Source organism: Methanosphaera sp. BMS (assembly GCF_003268005.1).
Classification (GTDB): domain Archaea; phylum Methanobacteriota; class Methanobacteria; order Methanobacteriales; family Methanobacteriaceae; genus Methanosphaera.
The window spans coordinates 2,321,524-2,342,727 of sequence record NZ_CP014213.1; the positions used below are offsets into that span (position 1 = coordinate 2,321,524).

The following is a 21,204-nucleotide window of genomic DNA, read 5'->3' on the forward strand; positions in this document are numbered from 1 at the left end:
TCTGCTATGATGCGGACGGTGCTCGCACCGCTACATCATCTAATTCTGCAGGTGATGTTATTGTTATCGATCCAGTTTTTGAATCCATTACTATTTGGCCTTCATCCATTACTCTTGTATGTACTGCTATAGCACCATTTCTTATGTATTCTGACTTGTCAACACCATTTACCGTTACCTTATGCAGTCCATTTAACGGCATCAGATAATACTCCGATGTACCTGATTGACTGGTAGGCTTTGCAGATATCTGTTCCGGTGTATGATTCTGGTCCAGTGATGGTTGTTGGCTAATCATTACTAATAGAAATATCATTATTGTAAAAATCACATCTAATAATGGTACAAGATTAATGTTTGGTGTTTTCTGGTCGATTTTATTCTTAAATCTTTTCGTGTCTATGGTCATTAATCTCACCTTATTGTCTTAGTTTACTTTCAACAATTCTGTTAGATGCGTCTGTTCTTTCACGTATAATTGTTTTTATACCTTTTTCTAACATGTTCGGCTTAATGTCTATCAATAGATTTGCCTGTTCTTCATCTATTTCTCTTACCTTAATTATACCTGGTGCGTCCTGTAGTGCTTCAATGACTTCTTCTTTATCTGATTCAATCCAGATTTTCATTTCGGCATATCTCCAGTTGCTCATTTTCTTGGCTATTTCAATGTTGTCCAACTGCACTTCTATTAAACTTTTGATGTATGTATAAAACGGTAGTAATATGATTGCAACGGCCAATCCAAAGATTGTTGTAATGATTGAGACATAGATACCATTTGACATTAAAGTAATATCACTATTTACGCCTAATTGTTTAAAGGTATACCACATTCCTATTACAGTACCAATTAATCCGAGTAAAGGAGCAATTTCAATTATTGTTTGTAGGGATGAAAGTCCTTTCATCATTTTACCCATTTCAACGATAAATACCTGTTCCATGTTGTCTTCTACTTCTGATTTGCTTCTGTAACCTATCTTAAGTGCTTCTGAGATGATTCTTGAAATTGGTGTTTTGAAGTTTCCAATAGCTCTTAGTGCCTCTAATGAACCACCATGTGCCATTGACTCGTTAACTATTATCATTATTTCGGATAAGTCAATCTTTGAAGCTCTTCTTAAATAGATTATTTTTTCAATTGCTAGGAATAATCCATATAATCCTATAATCGTAAGGATATAAGTGATTATTCCCCCACTTTGAAACATGGATACTAAGTCATTAAATGTTGAAATGATTATTCCTAAAAAGTCCATTTTCTATAACTCCTTAAGTCAACTGTAATAAATTTTTAATTATCTGTCATTATTAATAATATTTATATTTAACTTTTATACTATATTAATTTACAGTTTTTTATCATATTATCTTTCTTTCATTTTCACTACAGTATTCCATGTCTGTCTAACAATTGGAGGGAAATTTTTATTTAGACTTTCAAGGTAAGCTATGGTATATTTATCGCTGGGATAACCTGATCCTATATCTCCATATTCTCTGCGGAGTATTGCCATCTGTTTGTCTCTTTCAACCTTGGCTATTATTGACGCTGCCGATACGATGTCATATATGTCATCTGCCTTATGTCGGGTAATCACTTCGATTTCAGGGTATTTTTCTTGTATGTTGTCATGGAATCTGTCTTCTTTTACGTCAATACAGTCTATGTAACATTTGTCTGGATTGCTGCGTGTTATTATATCGGTCATTGCATTTGTCTCTATCTGGTTTAGGTTTGTTCCATTGAGTCTTAGATTATCTATTTCCTGTGCGGTTATTATGTTGGTGTATGTTTGACTTATTTTTTTGATTTTTCTTGAAAGAACGCTTCTTTTTTTACTGCTAAGTCTTTTTGAGTCCTTAACTCCTATTCTTTCTAAGAATCTGATTTTATCTATGGGCATCAGTACTCCGCCTATTACAAGTGGACCCAATACGGAGCCACGTCCGGCTTCATCTATACCTAATGCGTATGTTTTTTCATCTGTTGACATAATTTTTAATTTCCTGGTGTTTATGTTATCTTTTTTATTTTTTTTAATAATTGAATTTTTGCAAAATGATATTTTTTGTATCATTATAATAACATTTATATGTATCAATAAACAATGTTTAATTATAAGTATTTTTATTATTTATTTTAACATTATTGAATTGCCATTAGTGAATATGATATAATCCATAAAATAATTAAATATATCTGTTAATTGATACATAAATATAAATTAAAGCAAATAAAAAAGGGAGTTCAAATATGGAAACAAACATATTAAAAATTATTACATTGGCGGATATAGCTTCATTGGCAAATGGATTATGTGGATTTTTCTCAATAATATCAATACTTCAAAACAATGTCATACTATCTGCACAACTATTGCTACTGGCAGTGATCTTTGATGCAATGGACGGAACATTAGCCCGACTATTTAATAGTGGCAATGTCGAACATGACGTCTTCGGAGAAACAATTGACTCTTTATCTGATATGGTTTCCTTTGGTGTGGCACCAGCCGTAATCATCTACATGATAACTGGTCAATTATATGTCTTAATAGCATCAGCTCTCATAGTCATCTGTGGAATATTAAGATTAAGCAGATACAATACCATAAGTGCATTTACAGATGCTCCTACAACAACATTCATAGGATTGCCAATACCTGTAACGTCTTTTATACTGGCGGCATTTATGCTATCCTCATATAATGTCATGCTGCTATTTGTCGTTATGATTGTATTGTCAATATTGATGGTAACGGATATAGAATACCCTAAAATCAAAGAAATACCTATAATAGTAATTGTATTGATATTGATGATACTGGCAGCAATTCCATCCTTAAATGCAATGCTATACAAAATTCCGGCATATCTCCTATTGATTCTTGGATTATTATATGTTGTTGGAATTATTGCAATTTCTATATATGATAACAGAAACATTAATGGTAAATTACAGGAGTTTGATGACTTTACTAACATTCTAAATAAACGATAAAATACTTTTTTTTATTGTAATATTTTTTTTTTAAATTATGAAAAGATTGCATCGATTATTAAAACATAACAAAAACATTTATCAACGATTGGAATTCTTAAAAAAAGATGACAAACCAAAACTTCATAGAAATGAAAATTATGACTATAAAAATGATGATTCAACTAAAGAATTTAATGTAGGTTTAATTGTCATTATACTGGTAGTCTTATTGTTGATTACATTCGGATATTACCTCTTGGTATTTCAGCCACAAATGCAGGAATTACAGGAACATAAAAACATCAAAATCAATCAGGTTAATCAACTATTCAACACCACCACGTCGGAGGATGCCAATAAACAAGCAATTCTTGCAAAAATAGACTCTGCATCCACAGTCAGTCAAGTGGATGACATAGACGTATATGCATGGGCAACGCCGATAATCAAGAATAATCTTAAAGAACAAATAAAAAGCCAAAAGGATAAGTTTGGAAGGGTACAGATAAACACTGAAAATACAAGCAACATAATAAGCCAAAGTGATGCAAACAAGTACTTAAATACATTGGATGCAGATGGCTTATCAAAAACCTCAATATCCATGCCCGATACAGTGATAATACCTTTGAGCTTAAACAGGCGTCAGGCAGCCAGTGGCCTGTTGAAAACTGGAGACAGTGTGGATATATACAATACCAACAAAGAAATAAGTACCAGTCATGACCATTTAAACGCTACTGGTGATACTCACGAAATTTCCGATGAATCTAATCAGACAGAAAACAAAACATCCCTTGAAAACATTCCCGTAAATTCGACCGTGGATAAAAAATTAGTGGGTGGGGCAACTGTTGTATCAATTCTTAGATCAAAGGATTCGGGAAGTGTAGACAGCAATATAGAATTAAGTCAATATCCACATACTCGAAATTATACACAATCCAGTAAGGTGGATATAGAAGAGGTAATCCGAGCTAAAAGCTCCGGAACTCTGGATGAATCAAAACTAAAAATCATACTTGAGGATTACGGCTGGAAAATATCCAATTATGAAAGACTGGCTAATATAGGTGATCTTGACTGTGAATATATTATCATGCTTGAAGTGCCACGTGATGCCACTCAGGATTTGATAAATAACATGGACACGTTACTTCTTGTAATACCAAGCTATGACGCACCGGATTGGGTGATACTGTGAAAAATGATGAAAATAAAATGGATAAATATTTTGAAAATTTAACTGATAGAGAACGAGCAATATTTGAAGGTGGTATAAGTATGGGTTCACTATATCATCAATTTGTCGGAACCCCTGTAAATCTTGATACCTGCACTTCATTGGAAGATGCCATAAGAGAAAGTATTATGCTGCAACCTGCAGTAATTGATGTGGTAGTTAAATTAGATAAAGGATTGATTAAACAAGCAACTTCTTTGTCAACATATACTTCTCTTGCAGGTAACATGCTGAATATTGAGATTACTACCAAAATTCATGAAGAATTGGTTACTACATGTATATCATATAATGAAGAATTGGATTATCCATTGATGTATATAAAGGACTGATTAACTTTCATCATCATTCCCTTTTTTATCTTCTGTTCCCGCTGATAATTCCTTAATCTCTTCGGGAAGTCTATTTAACAAACGGTCAATAAAACTCATGCTTTGAACCTGGCCTATGGCAAAACTGTATTTTTCCAATCTTTTCAACGTATCATTCAATTCATCCTGTGTCTTGTTCAGTCTTTCCTGTGCATGTTCTCGTTTGTTTTTAATTTTAGTATTTTCCTGAACTTGTTTGTTAGTCTCATCCACTTGCTGTCTGTATTTTTCTTCCAATATGTTGTTATCATTGTTTAACTTATAAATTGTGTTCTTTTGTGTTTCCACTTCTTTTTCTAATTTATCAATATCCTTTTTAAGTCTTTGAATATCTTCATTTGATCGACTTAGATTGTCCTTCAGGTTTTTATTTTCATTTTCCTTACTTAAAATTGTTTTTTCCTGTTCGGTTATTATTTTCGAATCATTTTCAGACTTTTTATCGAGTTCTTCTATTTTTTCCTTTAGACTTGCATTTTCATTCTCTTTTTTTGAATATGATTCTTCCAGTGTGGAGTGTTTTTCATTAAGATTTTTGATTTCATCTTTTAAATTGTTGATTTTTGTTTTTGTAACTTCCACATCATAAACATCCTCGGTGATATAATTTTCAATAGCCTTTTCGATTTCTTCTGAAGTATGTTTATAAGTAGTTCCATATTCCTCTTCAATTTTTTCCTGGAATTTGTTCCATAAATCCTCATTGATCTTTACTGTTTTTCTTACATATTCGCTCATATTACCATACCTAGTTACTCTATTTATCTTCGGGTAATATATATTTAATGCTTCCCTCCTGCTTTTTAGCCGGTTGTCAGACATGACAAAAAAGATGAAATCATCTTTTCAAAGTATGTTTTCATATCTATGATTATAATATATGTTTTCGCAATTATGTCTTTTCTTTATCCTCTTTTGAAATGTTGTTTTTTAAAGTATGATTTCATACTTCATACTTTTTTACATATTGTGCATTAAAGTTGATTTCATAGTTTCAATGTATGATTTCCGATTTTCAAAAACAAATATTTGAATTTAAAATTATGAATTTTGAAATTAATTTTTCATGTAAAATCGAAGTATGTTTTTCAAAATCAAATATCTGAAAAGTTGAAAAACATCCTCATCAAAAGTATGTTTTTCAAAGTATGATTTTTGTTTTTGACTGATGATGAAATTTATTATAAAACAGTTACTCTCCCTTTATTTGTAGTTTAAACGATTATTTGTGATTTTTCAAGAATTATGTTTTTTCATATTTTGATAATATTTCGCCATATTTCATAATAGGTGTCACCATTTTTTTCATTAAATAATTTGGATATATTTCACTGTAAGTCATGGCAAATAATTGAAAAAAAATGTGGGGTTGACAGTAATATTTCACAATCGGATAAGTGGATTATGTGATGAAGATTCATATTAAATTCTTGCATATAAGCACAGGGCATATGCCAAAAATTATCCCTGATGAATACCAGGAATCTAGTTAACATATGTCAAATTATAATAAATTGTCATTACTTTTTAGCTATTTTATCATAGTTTTTTCTATTATTTGTTGAAATTATCTGTTATTTCTTTATACAAACAAACATTGTATAATAATATCCATGTTTTCACATATCCTTTCTATCCATTTGACCTTTTTAATTGTATATTCAAACATATTATTTTTTATATTAAAAAAAATAAATATACATATATATAATCTTGAATGTTCGGATAGTAATGTTATACAAAATTCATTATTTATTTGATAAGAAAATATCCCAGTATCATGTTAGGGTATATACAAGGATATTTTTTCACAGATTTATTATTATATACAAGTTATATTTTATAAATTCATAAAAGATAGGTAAACAGGGTTTTATATAAAGACAATCACCCTTTCATACTTTTCTTTTTAATCAAGATTTAAATAATCGATAATTAGGTAATAATATGATATACTTAAACGAAGACTTGTGTAAAGGATGCTATTTATGTATGGAAGTATGTCCACGTAAAGTATACACACCTTCTGAAAATTTAAATCATAAAGGAATACGTGTACCTGTATTTGACCTGGAAAAATGTGTTAAATGCCAGTTATGTACATTAATGTGTCCTGATCAAGCAATTTTAATAGAGGATGATGATTAATATGGCCGATAAAGAAGTATTTGTACAAGGAAATGAAGCCTGTGCATTAGGTGCAATAGCTGCAGGTTGTAGATTCTTTGCAGGTTACCCAATTACTCCATCAACCGAAATTGCAGAAATAATGAGTAAAAAGCTACCAACCGTTGGTGGCAGATTCATACAGATGGAAGATGAAATCTCCGCAGTAGGAGCCATAATAGGTGCCAGTTGGGGTGGACAGAAAGTTGTTACAGCTACCAGTGGTCCAGGATTTTCCTTAATGCAAGAAAACATAGGTTATGCAGCAATAACTGAAACACCAATAGTAATAATAAACATGCAAAGAGGTTCTCCATCAACAGGTCAACCTACACGTTCAGCTCAGGCAGATATGATGCAGACAAGATGGGGATCACACGGTGACTACGAGACAATATCACTTGCTCCATCATCAGTACAGGAGTGCTTTGACTACACAGTAGAAGCATTCAACCTCGCAGAAAAATATCGATGTCCAGTATTTGTAATGGCAGATGAAATCGTAGGGCACATGAGAGAAAAAATCACAATACCAGAAAAGATTGAAATCACGCCAAGACAAATGCCAGAAAAAACAGACAACTACCTACCATATGATGCACCGGCAGACGGCACAACACCAATGCCCGCATTTGCATCAGGATTCAACATACACGTAACAGGATTAACTCATGATGAAAGAGGTTATCCAAGTACGGATGATCCAGAAGTACATTCAAAGCTAGTCACAAGATTATGCAATAAAATACTAAAAAACAGAAGCGACATAGCTCAGATTGATACAAAATTCATCGATGATGCCGATACAATCGTGTTAAGTTACGGTATACCCTCCCGGTCTGCACTAACAGCAGTTAAAAAGGCAAGAGAGAACGGATTAAAAGTAGGCTACATTAAACTAGGAGTAGTATGGCCATTTGCAGAAGAATTACTCCTCGAGTATACAAAAAATGCAAAAAGAATAATAGTCCCAGAATTAAACCTAGGACAAGTATACCTAGAAGTAGACCGCGTACTTGGTAAACATGCTAAAGTGGAACTAGTATCTAAAATAGGTGGAGCACTCATAACACCAGATGAAATTTTAGATAAAATAATGGAGGAATAAAATTGATAGAAAATGAACATCCTCATAAATTTATTAAATATCTACGTCCTGAAAGACTACCTCATCTATTCTGTCCAGGTTGTGGAAACGGGATAATATTCAACACATTATTCAACGCAATAGAAATGTCCGATATAGACTTTGAAAATATCAGTATGGTATCAGGTATAGGCTGTTCCTCAAGAATCCCTGGATATGTAAAATGTGACTCACTACACACAACACACGGACGTGCCATAGCATTTGCCACAGGACTAAAAATGGCAAATTCAAACCAGGACGTAATAGTAGTAACCGGTGACGGAGACGCTACATCAATCGGTGGAAACCACCTTATACACGCAGCACGTAGAAACATTGACCTAACAGTAATATGCGTAAACAATGACATATACGGTATGACCGGAGGACAAATAAGTCCAACCAGCCCAAAGGGAAGTTATGCTACAACAGCACCATACGGATCAACCGACAAGCCATTCAACATAGCAGAAGTAGTTAAGGCCGCCGGAGCATCCTACGTGGCAAAATATACCGTAGCTCAGCCAATACAGGTATCCAATGCAATCAAAGATGGACTGGCCAACAAAGGCTTTTCATTCATAGAAGTAATAGCCCAATGCCCAACATACTACGGACGTAAAAATAAGCTTAAAACACCAATATCAATGATAGACTGGTTTAAAGAAAACACAATTACCTTAAAACAGGCAGAAGACATGACCGATGAAGAATTAGAAGGTAAAATAATTACAGGCGTATACGTTAATAAGCCAAGAGCAGAATTTATCGAATCAATAGATGCAATCGCAGCACAAAACTCTGAAATTACACCAGAGGACAACATCAACAAAGCATACATGGGTGATTAACAATGAGAACAGAAATAAGAATCGGTGGATTTGGTGGTCAAGGAATATTAATGTGTGGTATAATCATAGCAAAGGCAGCATCACTATACGACCATAAATTCGCAGTACAAACCCAATCATACGGTCCAGAAGCAAGAGGAGGAGCATCACGTACAGAAGTCGTATTGAGTGATGAAGAAATAGACTATCCAAAGGTTGATGCACCTGAAGTATTCGTAGCTATGAGTCACGAAGCATTCCTAAAGTATGTGGAAGATGTAAAGGACGGTGCAATACTAATAACAGATCCAGACTTGGTAGATGAAGATGAAATAATAGACATCATCAACAAAAAGAATTTCAAATACTACACCTCCGATGCAACCAAACAAGCACAAGATACGCTTGGACTAAAAATAGTTGCAAACATCGTAATGCTAGGTTCATTTGTAAAGGCAACCGGATTAATCTCTGAGGAATCAGCAAGAAAAGCAATCCTTGAAAGTGTACCACCGGGTACAGAAGAAAAAAATATAAACGCATTCGAGCTAGGAATGGAAGTAGTAAAAAAAGCAAACTAATAAAGAATACAATACAAAAATAATTATAACAAAAAAAATAGCACATGGTGAAATAATGAATATACATGAATATGTTGCAAAAAATATCTTCAGACTATGCAATATAAAAGTACCTGAAAGTTACCTTGCAAACACTCCCGAAGAAGCATATGAAAGAGCACAAATGATAGGAAAACCTGTAGCGGTAAAATCCCAGGTACTAACCGGTGGACGTGGAAAAGCCGGAGGAATATTATTTGCAGATACACCTGAAGAAGCTAAAGAAAAAACCAAAGAACTATTCAAAAAAACAATCAAAGGAGAAAAAGTAACCAAAGTACTGATAGAAGAAAAAGTAGAAGGTACCATAAGTGAATACTACCTGACCATCATTCTAGACCGTGACGCCAAAAAACCACTAATCATGGCAAGTACAGCCGGTGGAATGGACATCGAGCAGGTAGCAAAAGAAACTCCTGAAAAAATAGTCAAAAGATATGTGGAACCACTAGAAGAATTCATGCCATACCAGGCAAGAAACATAGCACTCGAAATGGGTGTAGACACAAGTGAAATATCCGCTATCGGAAACTTAATCTGGAAATTATACCAGGCATTCCAAGAATATGACGCTACAGTAGCAGAAATAAATCCACTAATCAAAACAGAAAAAGGATTCATCGCCGCAGATGCAAAAATGGCAATAGACGACGATGCATTCTTCAGACACACAAAACTCAAAGAAATGGATGAATTCAAAGATAATGAATTTGCATACGTAAAACTTGACGGAAACATAGCCGTAATAGGAAACGGGGCAGGATTAACACTAACCGGTATGGACTTAATAGAATACTACGGAGCAAAACCAGCCACCTTCCTTGATGTAGGTGGAGGAGCATCCGAAGAAAGTATTACACACGCAATTGAACTAGTGCTTAAAAATCCAAATGTTCAAGTCATCTTCCTAAACGTACTTGGTGGAATAACACGTGCAGATGACGTGGCAAGAGCAGTGGTAAACATCGCAAACGAATACGGTAACAAAGTGCCAATAGTAACCAGACTAACAGGAACAAACGAAAAAGAAGGTCAGCAAATACTCAAGGACAACGGCATTTCCTTCGAAACATCCATGGAAAAAGCAGCACAAAAAGCAGTATCACTGTTAAATTCATAGATTTTTCTATGGATTATCTTTTTTTAATTCTTTTTTATTACCAATTTTTTGCATCTATTTTTTCTATGAGCATTTTGCAGCTTCAGATTTCAAATAATTTTGCAGGATTTATCTTAAATTGTAGCATGTTTGCGGATTTTTTACCTTTATCTCCACCTTTACGTTGCATACTGATTTTTCCGATTTTCAGATTACCCTTTGGTGTTATGAAAACTTCTCCTTTCGAATAATAATTAATTACTTTATTAATAGGTTGCAAGATCCATCGTATGTTATCTGTCTTTTGAACAACAAGTATCCATTCTGTCGAATAGGGGCCTCTACCTCTGAGTAAATCACAGATAATCCATATCTTGTTGTCATTAAAGAAGTTCAATATATCTTTTTGTTGTTTTGCTGAAAATTCATTTAAGTAAATTCTTTTTTTATCATCATCAGTACATGGTTTTAGTTCGCCAGTATAATATTTTAATAGTTCTGTTATATCATCAGGTATGTTCCACATCTTTTGATAGTTGTCAATCCACCTTTTATCGACTTGATTAAATCCTCTATAGCTGCTTAGTGATTTGACCTGTATATTATGGGTGTCGGTATGTTCGGTATCTGTTCTTGATATCTTAACTTGTATATCTGTTTTATTGTTTCTTATTGTATTGCTTTTTACTGATATGATCTCACTTAGCTTGTAACCCATTATTTTTAACCATTGTTTGGAGTCTTCATCTTCTTTCCAGTTATTGAATTTATTCACGATATCCTTTTCACTTTGAAAACCGCTTTTTGCAATTTCAGAACCATTCTGTTTAACCATTGTAAATACTTCCATCTTTTATTAGCTCTCTAATTATATACTGTAATATGTCAATTATGATACTGTTACCAAATTGCTTATGTGCCTGTGCTATGGATGGATTGATTTCATAATCATCTGGAAATCCCATCAAACGGGCAGTTTCACGTGGATGTAACTTTCTTACATTATTGTCAATATAATATAATCCTGTTTTTGAACCATTTCCTCCACCGGTTGCTGATAATGTTATTGCATGACCTTTATCTGAATATATTCTATCTCCCTGGCCGCCCTTATTTACGGTACCTACACGGATAGGTTTATTACTGCGAGAATTATTTATTTTACTGGTATCCAGTTTGTATTTCTTATTCAACACGAATTCATTCATGTTCCCTTTTAGCAGGATGTCTTCAAGGGCCACATCTTCATTTGTCGGATCTGGAAACTTAAAGTTGTGATTATCGATATCCTCTCTGATACATATGATGTATATGCGTTTTCTGCTTTGAGCGATACCATATTCACTGGCATTTATGACTTTGTAATATATATTATATCCTAATCTTTCCAGGTTCTCCTTAATTGTTATGAATGTTTTGCCGTGGTCATGTCTTTCTAGGTTACTTACATTCTCTAAAAATATAATCTTTGGTTTGTGATGTTTTGCTATTCTTATAATTTCAAAAAATAAGGTTCCTCTGATGTCTTCAAAACCTAATTGTTTTCCGGAGATGCTGAATGCCTGACATGGAAAACCTGCACATAATATGTCATGTTTTGGGATATTTTCCTCATTGATGTTGCGGATATCTCCATGGGAGTGTGTGTTGAAATTCGTATCATATGTTTCACATGCATATTTATCTTTGTCTATACTGTATACACATTTTGCCCCAAATGATTCAAATGCTATTCTGAACGCTCCTATTCCTGAGAATAAGTCTATGAATTGCATATCTTTCAGCAGTTCTTTTTCATTTTCACTTAAGTTTATCATTTTTTACTTCAAACCCTTTGGTGCTTATTTTAATTATATTTTATGAATTATTATTTATATATTATTTGATTAAGTAAATTATTTCTTCTGACATAGTATTTTTGAGTATGTCTCTATTTTTCCATGTTCCATACTTTAATCTACTTTACTTTCTCATTGTTCTACCCTTTTTATTATAACTCATAACTAATACCCTATATCTTATATGTTATATGTAATAACTTATATCTATTAACTTATATCTAATAACTTATATGTACTAACTTATAACTAATAACTATGTTCTTATAACTAATAAGTAAAAACTTATAATAAAATCAAGGCTGTTCTAAGATATATGGTTGATATCAAAACGATAAAAAAATGTTATAAAAAAATGGTTAAAAGAGGATATGGGGAAGAGAGTGTTATTTTTGAGGTAGGTATTTGTCAAGTAATGATTGAATTGTTCTCCAAATCATATCAAATATATTTTGTGCATCTTCACTGTTTATATAATCGGATACCTGATTTTGGTATTGATTTGCCTTATCCTGAACGGATTGCGTTTGCTGAATACTGTCTGCTATGTTGTTTATGTCATCACCGGATATCTGGATGTTGTTGTTGCTTGCAATGTTGTTTACAATATTGATTATGGTCTGCTTATCGGTGGTATTTTCCTTTTCAACTTCATCTTTAGCCTCATCAACTAAGTTTGCAACATCATCAGCACTAAGGTTTGTGTTATTTACAACTTCACTTTGTGTATAAATCTCATTGTTTGCAGCATTCTTAACTTCCTCAGGGATAAGTTGACCGGTTGCAGTTTCATACGCTTTCATAATACCTGCAAGTGCTGATTCACCGGTTGCCGTAATAGGACTGGTTACAATCACATGGCCCTTTTTAATTCCGGCGGAGTCAAGTGCGGATTTATACATACTAGGTGTTACAGTGGTAATTTTTGGATCTACATCAATTTTAATATTGTTGTTGCCACTTAAATCAACCATTGCACATGAAAATATCTGATTGGAATTATAAGTCCTTTGACTTATACCGGATGATATTCTGTTAACGTCATTTGATGTAATAATCTTTTCATCTGCATCCTTCAAACTTACATGTCCATTTCCTTCAAAGTATTCATCTACCATCTGTTTATATTCAGGATTATTATATGTTGTTTCACCATATGTTACTGCTATAGAATTGTTTCCATTACCGCTTGAAGAACCCAGCGGTACAAATAATCCCACAGCAATAATTATCAGTATTATTATACCAATAAGTTTTCCACTCATTTTATCACCTCTACTATAATAATTTACATTCTAATTATTATACTTTGTGGGTAATTTATCTCCGAGCAACAATACCCTACTTTTTTCAACTTCATTTATAACATCCAAACCAGCCTTACTGGCCACGTCATATGCAAAATCATGCAATTCTTTGGTTGTAGGCATATTTTCCCATTTTAACCTGTTTCTTGAGTCTCCGACAAACATGTATGCCTTTATTTCAACATAATCAATGTCCGTTTTATCAATAATTTTTGCATATTCATCTGTATTAAGCATATTCAACTCATTGACAGACGTGATTCTAAGAACCTTCCTTGTATCAAGGGTACTTAATAATTCAAGGCTTTCATTTAATTTTTCCCATCCATTTTCTACCTGTGGAAGACATACCTTCCTATAAACATCCTTGTTCGGAGCATCCAATGAAATGTATAGTTGGGTCGGCTCCTCATCTTCAAGCTTCTTAAGCAAATCAGGTCGTTCACCATTCGATACTAGAAATGTAGTAAAGTCCTTCTTTTCAAACTCCCTTAAAAGCTGATTGATTTCAGGATATAATAACGGTTCACCGGCTAAGCTAATGGCCGCATTATTGGGAGTTAGGCATTCGTCAAGCTTTTTGGGATTTGCATTTTCGTTGCCGAAAAATCCGCATAGCAATTGTTTCTGATTGGCTATGCAATCCTCAATAATAGTCTTTGGGTCATCATAGTCATCACTATCCCATGATGTCTTGGTAATCTCAGTATCCCTCCAACAGAATAAACATTTATGTTGACAGTAAGGTATTGCAGGTGACATTTGAAGACATCTATGGCTTTTAATTCCATAGAACTCTTCCTTATAACAGACACCATCATCAACAATACTCTTTCTGGTCCAGTGACATATCTTGTTACCGCTATGCAGATGTTGTCCGCTAAATCGATATCCTTTCTTTTCCATATCTTTCTTTTTTGTTTCTGAAATTAACATATGAATATTTTATTTGTTTTTTATTGGTTAAAAATATATTTGAAATATTCCTTTTTACCATCCACCTGTAATTTTCAAGAAAGGAATTTCATGGTAAATTACTATAATTTAAATGTATATAATATATAATATTAGTAAGATGATTTTTTTATCTTCAAATATAATAAAAATTATTAACTTATAATTAGTAGGTATTTTTTATGGCAAAAAACAAAACACCAATAATAATATTAAATTATAAAACATATCTGGAATCAACTGGAAATAATGCAATACAATTATCAAAATACGTTGAAGAAGCAAGCAACGAAAGTGGTGTCAATATGGCAGTAGCACCACAAGCAGTGGATTTATACAATGTCATAGAAGCTGTTGATATACCAGTATTTAGCCAGCACATGGATGCTATAACACCTGGTGGACATACCGGTTCAACACTTCCTGAGGCAATCAAGCAATCCGGTGCAGTGGGATCATTAATAAACCACTCAGAACAAAGATTAACATTAGCTGATATCGAAGAGGTTGTATCTAAAACTAAAGACTTGGAATTAAGCAGTGTCTTATGTACAAATAACGTGAAGACAAGTATGGCCGCATCATTATATAATCCGGATTACATTGCAATCGAACCACCCGAATTAATCGGTACTGGAATACCTGTATCCAAGGCAAATCCGGAAGTCGTTGAAAATACTGTCACTCAAATACATGATATAAACAGGGACATCTCAGTATTATGTGGTGCAGGAATAACCACTGGTGAGGATATGAAAGCTGCATTGGATTTAGGTGCTGAAGGAGTACTCCTTGCTTCAGGAATTATCAAAGCAGATAATCAAAAAGATGCCTTACTTGATTTGGTAAGTTTAATATAATAAGGGGTTTTTTATCATGGAACATGAATTCAATACTATGGATGATTTTGACTTAGAAGGAAAAACAGTACTATTGAGAGTAGATGTCAATTCACCTGTAGATCCGCTAACGGGGGATTTACTTGATGATACAAGAATGCAATTACACTCTATCACAATCAAGGAATTGCATCAGCGTGGTGCAAAAGTGGTTGTTCTTGCTCATCAAAGTAGGCCTGGTAAGTCAGATTTCACCACACTTAAAGAGCATGCAATATCATTATCCAATATCGTAGGATGCGAAGTACAATATGTTGATTCAATATTCACAAAACAGGCACAGGATATCATTTCCAATATGGTAAACGGTGAAGTTGTACTTCTTGAAAACTTAAGATTCTTCTCTGAAGAAATGCCTAAATTAACCGTGGAAGAACAAAAAAACAGTATCTTGGTACAATCACTTGCACCTCTTGCTGATTATTATGTAAATGATGCATTTGCAACAGCTCACAGATCACAAACATCTCTTATTGGATTTGCAGAAGTTCTTCCATCAATGGCCGGACGTGTAATGCAACAGGAATTGTCCTCATTATATGGAATACTTGACAACGCTCAACAACCACGTGTATATGTATTGGGTGGAATCAAAGCCGATGATTCCATTGAAGTGATGGCAAATGCCCTTAAAACTGATAGGGCGGATTGTATCTTAACAACCGGACTGGTGGCAAACATATTTCTCGTTGCGAGTGGAGTTGACTTAAAAGAATACAATTATAATTTTATAGTGGAACGTGGATATGAAAGTTATATCGATGTTGCTAAAGAATTGTTGAAAGATTATTCCGATAAGATAATTTTACCTGTTGACTTGGGAATTCTTGAAAATGAATCTCGTGTTGATTATGCCGTTGATGAAGTACCTAATTTGCCTATTTATGATATAGGATTAAAAACTATTGAATTATATAAGGAGAAAATCTATTCTGCTAAAACATTATTTGCAAATGGACCTGCTGGTGTATTTGAGATGAAAGAATTTAGTAAAGGTACTCAGGACTTGGTGAATGCATTATCATTATCCGAAGGATTTTCTATTATTGGTGGAGGACATTTAGCAGCTGCTGCTAGTAATATGAACTTGGATGGAGAAATAACTCATATTAGTAGTGGTGGAGGGGCCAGTATTAATTTAATTTCTGGTAAAGAATTGCCGGCAGTTAAAGCATTGGTTGATTCAGCTAAACGATATAAATAAAATTAAATTTAATTATTTGATATGAAAGGATACTTCTTATCCTTTTTTCTATCCATTTTGGCTTTGCTTAGGTGATGATATAACCATAACCTTTATATATAAAGAAGGACTTAAATAATAAATGACTTCTACTTGTTATATGCTAACAAGTATTATGAGATATATGCCTTAGTAGCTCAGTCTGGTGGAGCACTTGACTTGTAATCAAGCGGTCGGGGGTTCAATTCCCTCCTGAGGCTCTATATCATATAATTTTAATGGGGGTCCGTAGGGTAGCTTGGTCGATCCTTTGGGCTTTGGGAGCCTGAGACTCCGGTTCAAATCCGGGCGGACCCATTTACCCGTCTTAGCTCAATTTGGCAGAGCATCGGACTGTAGATCCGAATGTTGCTGGTTCAAGTCCGGCAGACGGGATATACCTTAATATTTTGTATGTTATTAAATTAACATACAATGTATTAATTTATAGAAAATGATAACATTTATATACTATAAGCAATATAGTATAGTATAGTTGCTTTTATAACTAAAATAATTATTTAGCATATGCCGTGGTAGTGTAGAGGCTATCATGCAGGCCTGTCGAGCCTGCGACTCGGGTTCAAGTCCCGGCCACGGCGTTACACATTTTTATTGGGGCTCGTAGCTCAGTCTGGGAGAGCGCCTGGCTTTTAACCAGGCGGTCGCGGGTTCAACTCCCGTCGGGCCCGTTATATTATACTTAATTTTATTGAATCTATTTTAAGTTATTATTTAATGTTATATTTAGTTATTAAACATTTTTTTATTGGGGCTCGTAGCTCAGTCTGGGAGAGCACCTGGCTTTTAACCAGGCGGTCGCGGGTTCAACTCCCGTCGGGCCCGTTTTATAATGATAATTTTTTTTCTTAGTAATCATTTTATACTATTAAAAATATAACTATACTTTAATCTTATTAATGTTGATATATTAAGACTTATTAAATTGGAGGATATTACTTTGAACGTGGATATATTACAACATAACTTAGTTCCGGAACATTTAATCTTATCAGAAGAAGAAGCACAAGAGGTTCTCGATGAACTAAATGTCTCCGAAGATCAAATCCCAAAGATATTACCTGCAGATCCTGTAGTCAAAGCCATCGGTGCAAAAGTTGGGGATATGCTTAAAATTACCAGAAAAAGTGAAACAGCCGGTGTTTTTGTAGCATATCGTATGGTAAGAGAATAATCTTATCCTAACAAAATTCTTTTTTTAAATTTTAACCATAATCTTTTTTATTCATATTAATTCTTATTTTGTTGTTTCATCACTATTTTATTCACAATTATAATGATGTAAATTAATTTTATCTTCTTATATTATTTCTTGTCAAAATTATTTTTTCTTAAATTAATTGTACTCCAATCCAGTGTATATGAATAAAACTTGAAAAACACATTAACCTATTATGATTTACTTCAAAAAATACATGAAATTGGATTTTTTTTGTTTCAAAATAATTGACAATTTCTAATGGGAAAATATTTTAGTCATAAGTTATTAAACAATTAATGGGAGGTATAAAAAATGAATTTTTCTATAAGTGAAAAATATAGTTCAATTATCATGATTATTCTGGGTATCATAGCATTATTATTCCCAATGCTTTCCACTGGAGCAATCGGTTTCATGAGTGGAATTGTTCTAATATTATTGGCGGCTGGTTTTATAATTGCCGGAATATCAGAATTGATTTTAACTAAATATTATGGACTTGCATATATCATTCTTGGTATATTATCTATGGTACTTGCTTGTTGTTTTATATTTAATCCTGCATTAGTATCTGGAATTTTAGGATTTATGATTTATCTATTCGGTATCCTGTTAATTGCATTAGGTATAATCTTGTTCTTTATTGGACCATTAGGTATACTTGGTATTATTACCTTAATGTATGGTATATTAACTATTGTTGTAGGTTACTTCATTAATGATCCTAGAATGTTAGGTACATTAATAGGGTTATGGCTATTAATATTTGGAATATCATCATTATTCCTTGACAATAAAGATTATATAGATGTATAATCTTAAACTATCTTTTTTTTAAGTTTAATATTTTTACTTTTCTCATTTAATAATTTCCTATGCTTAACTGATATCTTAATGAGGGTCGTATTTTTGGGGGGGCACTGTCCATCTGACCTTATTTATATTTTTCATAATCTATTTTGACAACCAATATATATTTATATGATGTGGTATATACATATGATATACGTATTAATTTATAGAATTAAATGTTAAATCATGTTTCCTTAATCAGATTTTAGAGTTCTATGTTTATTCAAGCGTAGGATTTGAAAAACGTTATTCTAAAATTCAATATGAAAAAAGTAATTTAATCAGGCTTTTAAAATCTTATGTAAGGTTTTAAGTTTTGATTTTTGTAGAATATTTGATATATTTAAAATAAGTTTATAATAATATCTAATAATTGCATTTCAGGGATTGATTATCTTTATTGTATTTTATGGAATTTTTTTATGATTTCAATGTAATTTATCTTTGAAGAAAACTATTAGATTAAGTGATGGGTTATTTATAAATTGGATTTTTTTTATATTAATTTATAAAATATTTTCTTTGTATTTTTTGTTGGATTTTTTTAATTGCAAAGACTTAGTTATCGGCATGATGACTCTATGGATGTAGATACATTTTTATCTTAAGATGACTCTATGAAAGTTCCTGAGAATTTTATCTAAATTTAAAGGGGATTCTATCCGTTTGGTTATTTTACATGATGACTTGCTCTTTGGAAAATTTAACGAATAATTCATAAACCTATAAATCATTTAATCTAATTTTTATATTATTATTTCATCTAATTACCATCACTTATGGGTGATTAATAATATGCGTAATTATTGGCTTTTAATATGAATCTCTTTTTATAAATATCGGATATTGTCAGTAGTTGATTGAAAAACTAAAAAGAATCAAATTATGATAGAGTAGTGTGTAATATTATTTTATTGATTCTTTTGTATTGGGAGATGGATATATGACTAAAAACGCATGGTCGTTAGTTGATTCATTTTTTGATGAATATGATATCGTTGATCACCATATACGTTCATACAATGATTTCTTGGATAATAAAATTCAGGAAATTGTCGATATAACTGAACCAATCACCCTGGATCATGGGGAATATACTATCAAGACAGGTGATGTTGAAATAGTAAAACCATTTATCAAGGAAGCTGATGGTTCAAAAACTACCATCGAACCTGCTGAGGCCAGGTTAAGAAATCTTAACTATTCCGCTCATATGTATCTTGACATGGCCCTTGTAAAAGGCAACAGTGAAGATTATGAGATGGAAAAGGTATATATAGGTGAGTTACCTGTCATGCTTAAATCAAAGGCATGTCACTTACATGGTTTAAACGATGAAGAGTTGGAAAAAGTTGGTGAAGATCCACAGGACCCTGGAGGTTACTTCATTGTAAACGGTTCTGAAAGGGCTATCGTTACAATGGAAGAAATTGCACCAAACAAAATAATCTTAGAACAAAGTGAAAAAGATAAAGCTGATAGAAGAGCACGTGCAGTTGTAACTTCTATTAAAAGTGGATTCCGTGCAAGAATAACTTTAGAATACAGAAAACCTCATAAAAAAGGTGTATTTTTAAGAATATCATTCCCTTATGTACCTGGTGAAATACCACTTGTAATCCTGTTAAGGGCACTTGGATTTGAAAAGGATGTTGACTTGGTAAACAGTGTATCCGAGGACATTAATACACAATTCCTGTTAATAGATGATATACAGACAACTGGTATAAACACTCAATATGATGCCGTAAAATACATCGGTAACAGGGTAGCAAAAGGAATGACTGAAGAGTATAGAATTAAACGAGCAGAAGATGTCATTGACCGTTATCTATTGCCTCATGTAGGAGTTGCTCCTGAAGATCGTATAGATAAGGCAGTATATCTTGCTGAAATGACTGATATGCTTTTACAAGTTATTAACGGTGAACGTGAACCTCACGATAAGGACCACTATGCCAATAAAAGATTAAGAGTATCCGGAGATTTAATGGAAGACCTCTTTAGGGTGGCCTTCACATCACTCACAAGGGATATGACCTATCAATTGGAACGTAGTCTTTCAAGAGGAAAGGAGCCTTCCGTAAAACAGGCGGTACGATCTGATGTAATTACCGAAAACATTAAACACGCAATTGCAACAGGTAACTGGGTTGGAGGAAGAGCAGGGGTTAGTCAGTTGCTTGACAGAACCAGTTACATGGGTACATTATCACACCTTAAACGTGTTGTAAGTCCATTGTCAAGAAGTCAACCTCACTTTGAAGCAAGAGATTTGCATCCAACACAATTTGGAAAGATATGTCCAAACGAAACGCCGGAAGGACCAAACTGTGGTTTGGTAAAAAACCTGGCCGTAATAACAAAGATATCCGAGGGATATCCATTGAAGGATATTGAAAAGGATATCAAAGCAATGGATTTAATCACACCATTAGATCATAACCTAGAACAAATATAAGG

General features: G+C 33.1%; 21 protein-coding genes and 6 tRNA genes. 19 read left to right on the top strand and 8 right to left on the bottom strand.

Annotated elements, in window-relative coordinates:
• Nucleotides 1-4: 4 nt before the first annotated feature.
• From AW729_RS08635 to rnhB, 3 genes are all read right to left on the bottom strand, one after another.
• Complete coding sequence (locus AW729_RS08635) at nucleotides 5-409, bottom strand: biopolymer transporter ExbD (protein WP_112124737.1); 405 nt, start codon at nucleotides 407-409, stop codon at nucleotides 5-7.
• 10 nt (nucleotides 410-419) lie between these two features.
• On the bottom strand, nucleotides 420-1,262 hold the full coding sequence (locus tag AW729_RS08640) for a MotA/TolQ/ExbB proton channel family protein (protein ID WP_112124738.1): 843 nt from the start codon (nucleotides 1,260-1,262) through the stop codon (nucleotides 420-422).
• 108 nt (nucleotides 1,263-1,370) lie between these two features.
• Complete coding sequence (gene rnhB, locus AW729_RS08645) at nucleotides 1,371-2,000, bottom strand: ribonuclease HII (RefSeq protein WP_112125268.1); 630 nt, start codon at nucleotides 1,998-2,000, stop codon at nucleotides 1,371-1,373.
• A gap of 260 nt (nucleotides 2,001-2,260) precedes the next feature.
• On the opposite strand from rnhB, the gene pssA reads away from it, so the two are divergent.
• Genes pssA through AW729_RS08660 form a run of 3 tightly spaced genes read left to right on the top strand, consistent with a single transcriptional unit; the run spans nucleotide 2,261 to nucleotide 4,564 of the window.
• Nucleotides 2,261-3,007, top strand: a complete 747-nt coding sequence (gene pssA, locus AW729_RS08650) for a CDP-diacylglycerol--serine O-phosphatidyltransferase (protein WP_112124739.1) — start codon at nucleotides 2,261-2,263, stop codon at nucleotides 3,005-3,007.
• Between the two features lie 46 nt (nucleotides 3,008-3,053).
• On the top strand, nucleotides 3,054-4,193 hold the full coding sequence (locus AW729_RS08655) for a DUF515 domain-containing protein (RefSeq protein ID WP_162685873.1): 1,140 nt from the start codon (nucleotides 3,054-3,056) through the stop codon (nucleotides 4,191-4,193).
• Nucleotides 4,194-4,210: 17 nt separating this feature from the next.
• Nucleotides 4,211-4,564: a dihydroneopterin aldolase family protein gene (locus tag AW729_RS08660; protein ID WP_112125269.1), complete on the top strand. Its 354-nt coding sequence runs from the start codon at nucleotides 4,211-4,213 to the stop codon at nucleotides 4,562-4,564.
• Here the strand turns inward: AW729_RS08660 and AW729_RS08665 are convergent, their stop codons facing one another.
• The gene (locus AW729_RS08665; RefSeq protein WP_112124741.1) at nucleotides 4,565-5,341 is read right to left on the bottom strand and encodes a hypothetical protein; all 777 of its coding nucleotides are present in this window, start codon (nucleotides 5,339-5,341) and stop codon (nucleotides 4,565-4,567) included.
• A gap of 1,209 nt (nucleotides 5,342-6,550) precedes the next feature.
• Here AW729_RS08665 and AW729_RS08670 point away from each other — a divergent pair.
• The 5 genes from AW729_RS08670 to sucC are packed head-to-tail and all read left to right on the top strand — an operon-like array spanning nucleotide 6,551 to nucleotide 10,468.
• Nucleotides 6,551-6,751 (top strand): ferredoxin family protein, encoded by a 201-nt coding sequence (locus tag AW729_RS08670; RefSeq protein ID WP_112124742.1) that lies wholly within the window; start codon nucleotides 6,551-6,553, stop codon nucleotides 6,749-6,751.
• A 1-nt stretch (nucleotide 6,752) separates the two neighbouring features.
• Nucleotides 6,753-7,877: a 2-oxoacid:acceptor oxidoreductase subunit alpha gene (locus AW729_RS08675; RefSeq protein ID WP_112125270.1), complete on the top strand. Its 1,125-nt coding sequence runs from the start codon at nucleotides 6,753-6,755 to the stop codon at nucleotides 7,875-7,877.
• Nucleotides 7,874-8,749, top strand: coding sequence for a 2-oxoacid:ferredoxin oxidoreductase subunit beta (locus AW729_RS08680; RefSeq protein ID WP_112124743.1), 876 nt, complete (start codon nucleotides 7,874-7,876; stop codon nucleotides 8,747-8,749). Before AW729_RS08675 ends, AW729_RS08680 begins: the two co-directional genes overlap by 4 nt.
• A gap of 2 nt (nucleotides 8,750-8,751) precedes the next feature.
• The gene (locus AW729_RS08685) at nucleotides 8,752-9,309 is read left to right on the top strand and encodes a 2-oxoacid:ferredoxin oxidoreductase subunit gamma (protein WP_112124744.1); all 558 of its coding nucleotides are present in this window, start codon (nucleotides 8,752-8,754) and stop codon (nucleotides 9,307-9,309) included.
• Between the two features lie 55 nt (nucleotides 9,310-9,364).
• The gene (sucC, locus tag AW729_RS08690; RefSeq protein ID WP_112124745.1) at nucleotides 9,365-10,468 is read left to right on the top strand and encodes an ADP-forming succinate--CoA ligase subunit beta; all 1,104 of its coding nucleotides are present in this window, start codon (nucleotides 9,365-9,367) and stop codon (nucleotides 10,466-10,468) included.
• 82 nt (nucleotides 10,469-10,550) lie between these two features.
• On the opposite strand, the gene AW729_RS08695 is transcribed toward sucC, so the two are convergent.
• The 4 genes from AW729_RS08695 to twy1 form a co-directional block, all read right to left on the bottom strand.
• On the bottom strand, nucleotides 10,551-11,282 hold the full coding sequence (locus AW729_RS08695) for a type II restriction endonuclease (protein WP_112125271.1): 732 nt from the start codon (nucleotides 11,280-11,282) through the stop codon (nucleotides 10,551-10,553).
• Entirely contained in the window at nucleotides 11,275-12,264 is a 990-nt protein-coding gene (locus tag AW729_RS08700; protein WP_112124746.1) for a DNA cytosine methyltransferase, read from the bottom strand. Before AW729_RS08700 ends, AW729_RS08695 begins: the two co-directional genes overlap by 8 nt.
• Before the next feature lie 407 nt (nucleotides 12,265-12,671).
• Complete coding sequence (locus AW729_RS08705; RefSeq protein WP_112124747.1) at nucleotides 12,672-13,550, bottom strand: DUF1002 domain-containing protein; 879 nt, start codon at nucleotides 13,548-13,550, stop codon at nucleotides 12,672-12,674.
• Between the two features lie 30 nt (nucleotides 13,551-13,580).
• On the bottom strand, nucleotides 13,581-14,528 hold the full coding sequence (gene twy1 / locus AW729_RS08710) for a 4-demethylwyosine synthase TYW1 (protein ID WP_112124748.1): 948 nt from the start codon (nucleotides 14,526-14,528) through the stop codon (nucleotides 13,581-13,583).
• A 200-nt stretch (nucleotides 14,529-14,728) separates the two neighbouring features.
• On the opposite strand from twy1, the gene tpiA reads away from it, so the two are divergent.
• From tpiA to AW729_RS08765, 11 genes are all read left to right on the top strand, one after another.
• The gene (tpiA, locus tag AW729_RS08715; RefSeq protein WP_112124749.1) at nucleotides 14,729-15,406 is read left to right on the top strand and encodes a triose-phosphate isomerase; all 678 of its coding nucleotides are present in this window, start codon (nucleotides 14,729-14,731) and stop codon (nucleotides 15,404-15,406) included.
• A 16-nt stretch (nucleotides 15,407-15,422) separates the two neighbouring features.
• Nucleotides 15,423-16,649, top strand: coding sequence for a phosphoglycerate kinase (locus AW729_RS08720; RefSeq protein WP_204355177.1), 1,227 nt, complete (start codon nucleotides 15,423-15,425; stop codon nucleotides 16,647-16,649).
• A 165-nt stretch (nucleotides 16,650-16,814) separates the two neighbouring features.
• Nucleotides 16,815-16,888 (top strand) — tRNA-Thr (locus AW729_RS08725).
• 22 nt (nucleotides 16,889-16,910) lie between these two features.
• Nucleotides 16,911-16,985, top strand: a tRNA-Pro gene (locus tag AW729_RS08730).
• A 4-nt stretch (nucleotides 16,986-16,989) separates the two neighbouring features.
• A tRNA-Tyr gene (locus AW729_RS08735) sits at nucleotides 16,990-17,063 on the top strand.
• Nucleotides 17,064-17,197: 134 nt separating this feature from the next.
• Nucleotides 17,198-17,269 (top strand) — tRNA-Asp (locus AW729_RS08740).
• 16 nt (nucleotides 17,270-17,285) lie between these two features.
• Nucleotides 17,286-17,359: transfer RNA gene (locus tag AW729_RS08745), tRNA-Lys, on the top strand.
• An 80-nt stretch (nucleotides 17,360-17,439) separates the two neighbouring features.
• Nucleotides 17,440-17,513 (top strand) — tRNA-Lys (locus AW729_RS08750).
• Nucleotides 17,514-17,628: 115 nt separating this feature from the next.
• A complete protein-coding gene (locus AW729_RS08755) occupies nucleotides 17,629-17,862 on the top strand; it encodes a DNA-directed RNA polymerase subunit H (protein ID WP_204355178.1) in 234 nt (77 codons plus the stop codon).
• Nucleotides 17,863-18,201: 339 nt separating this feature from the next.
• Entirely contained in the window at nucleotides 18,202-18,705 is a 504-nt protein-coding gene (locus AW729_RS08760) for a DUF308 domain-containing protein (protein WP_112124751.1), read from the top strand.
• 979 nt (nucleotides 18,706-19,684) lie between these two features.
• Nucleotides 19,685-21,202: a DNA-directed RNA polymerase subunit B'' gene (locus AW729_RS08765; RefSeq protein WP_112124752.1), complete on the top strand. Its 1,518-nt coding sequence runs from the start codon at nucleotides 19,685-19,687 to the stop codon at nucleotides 21,200-21,202.
• Nucleotides 21,203-21,204: the final 2 nt, after the last annotated feature.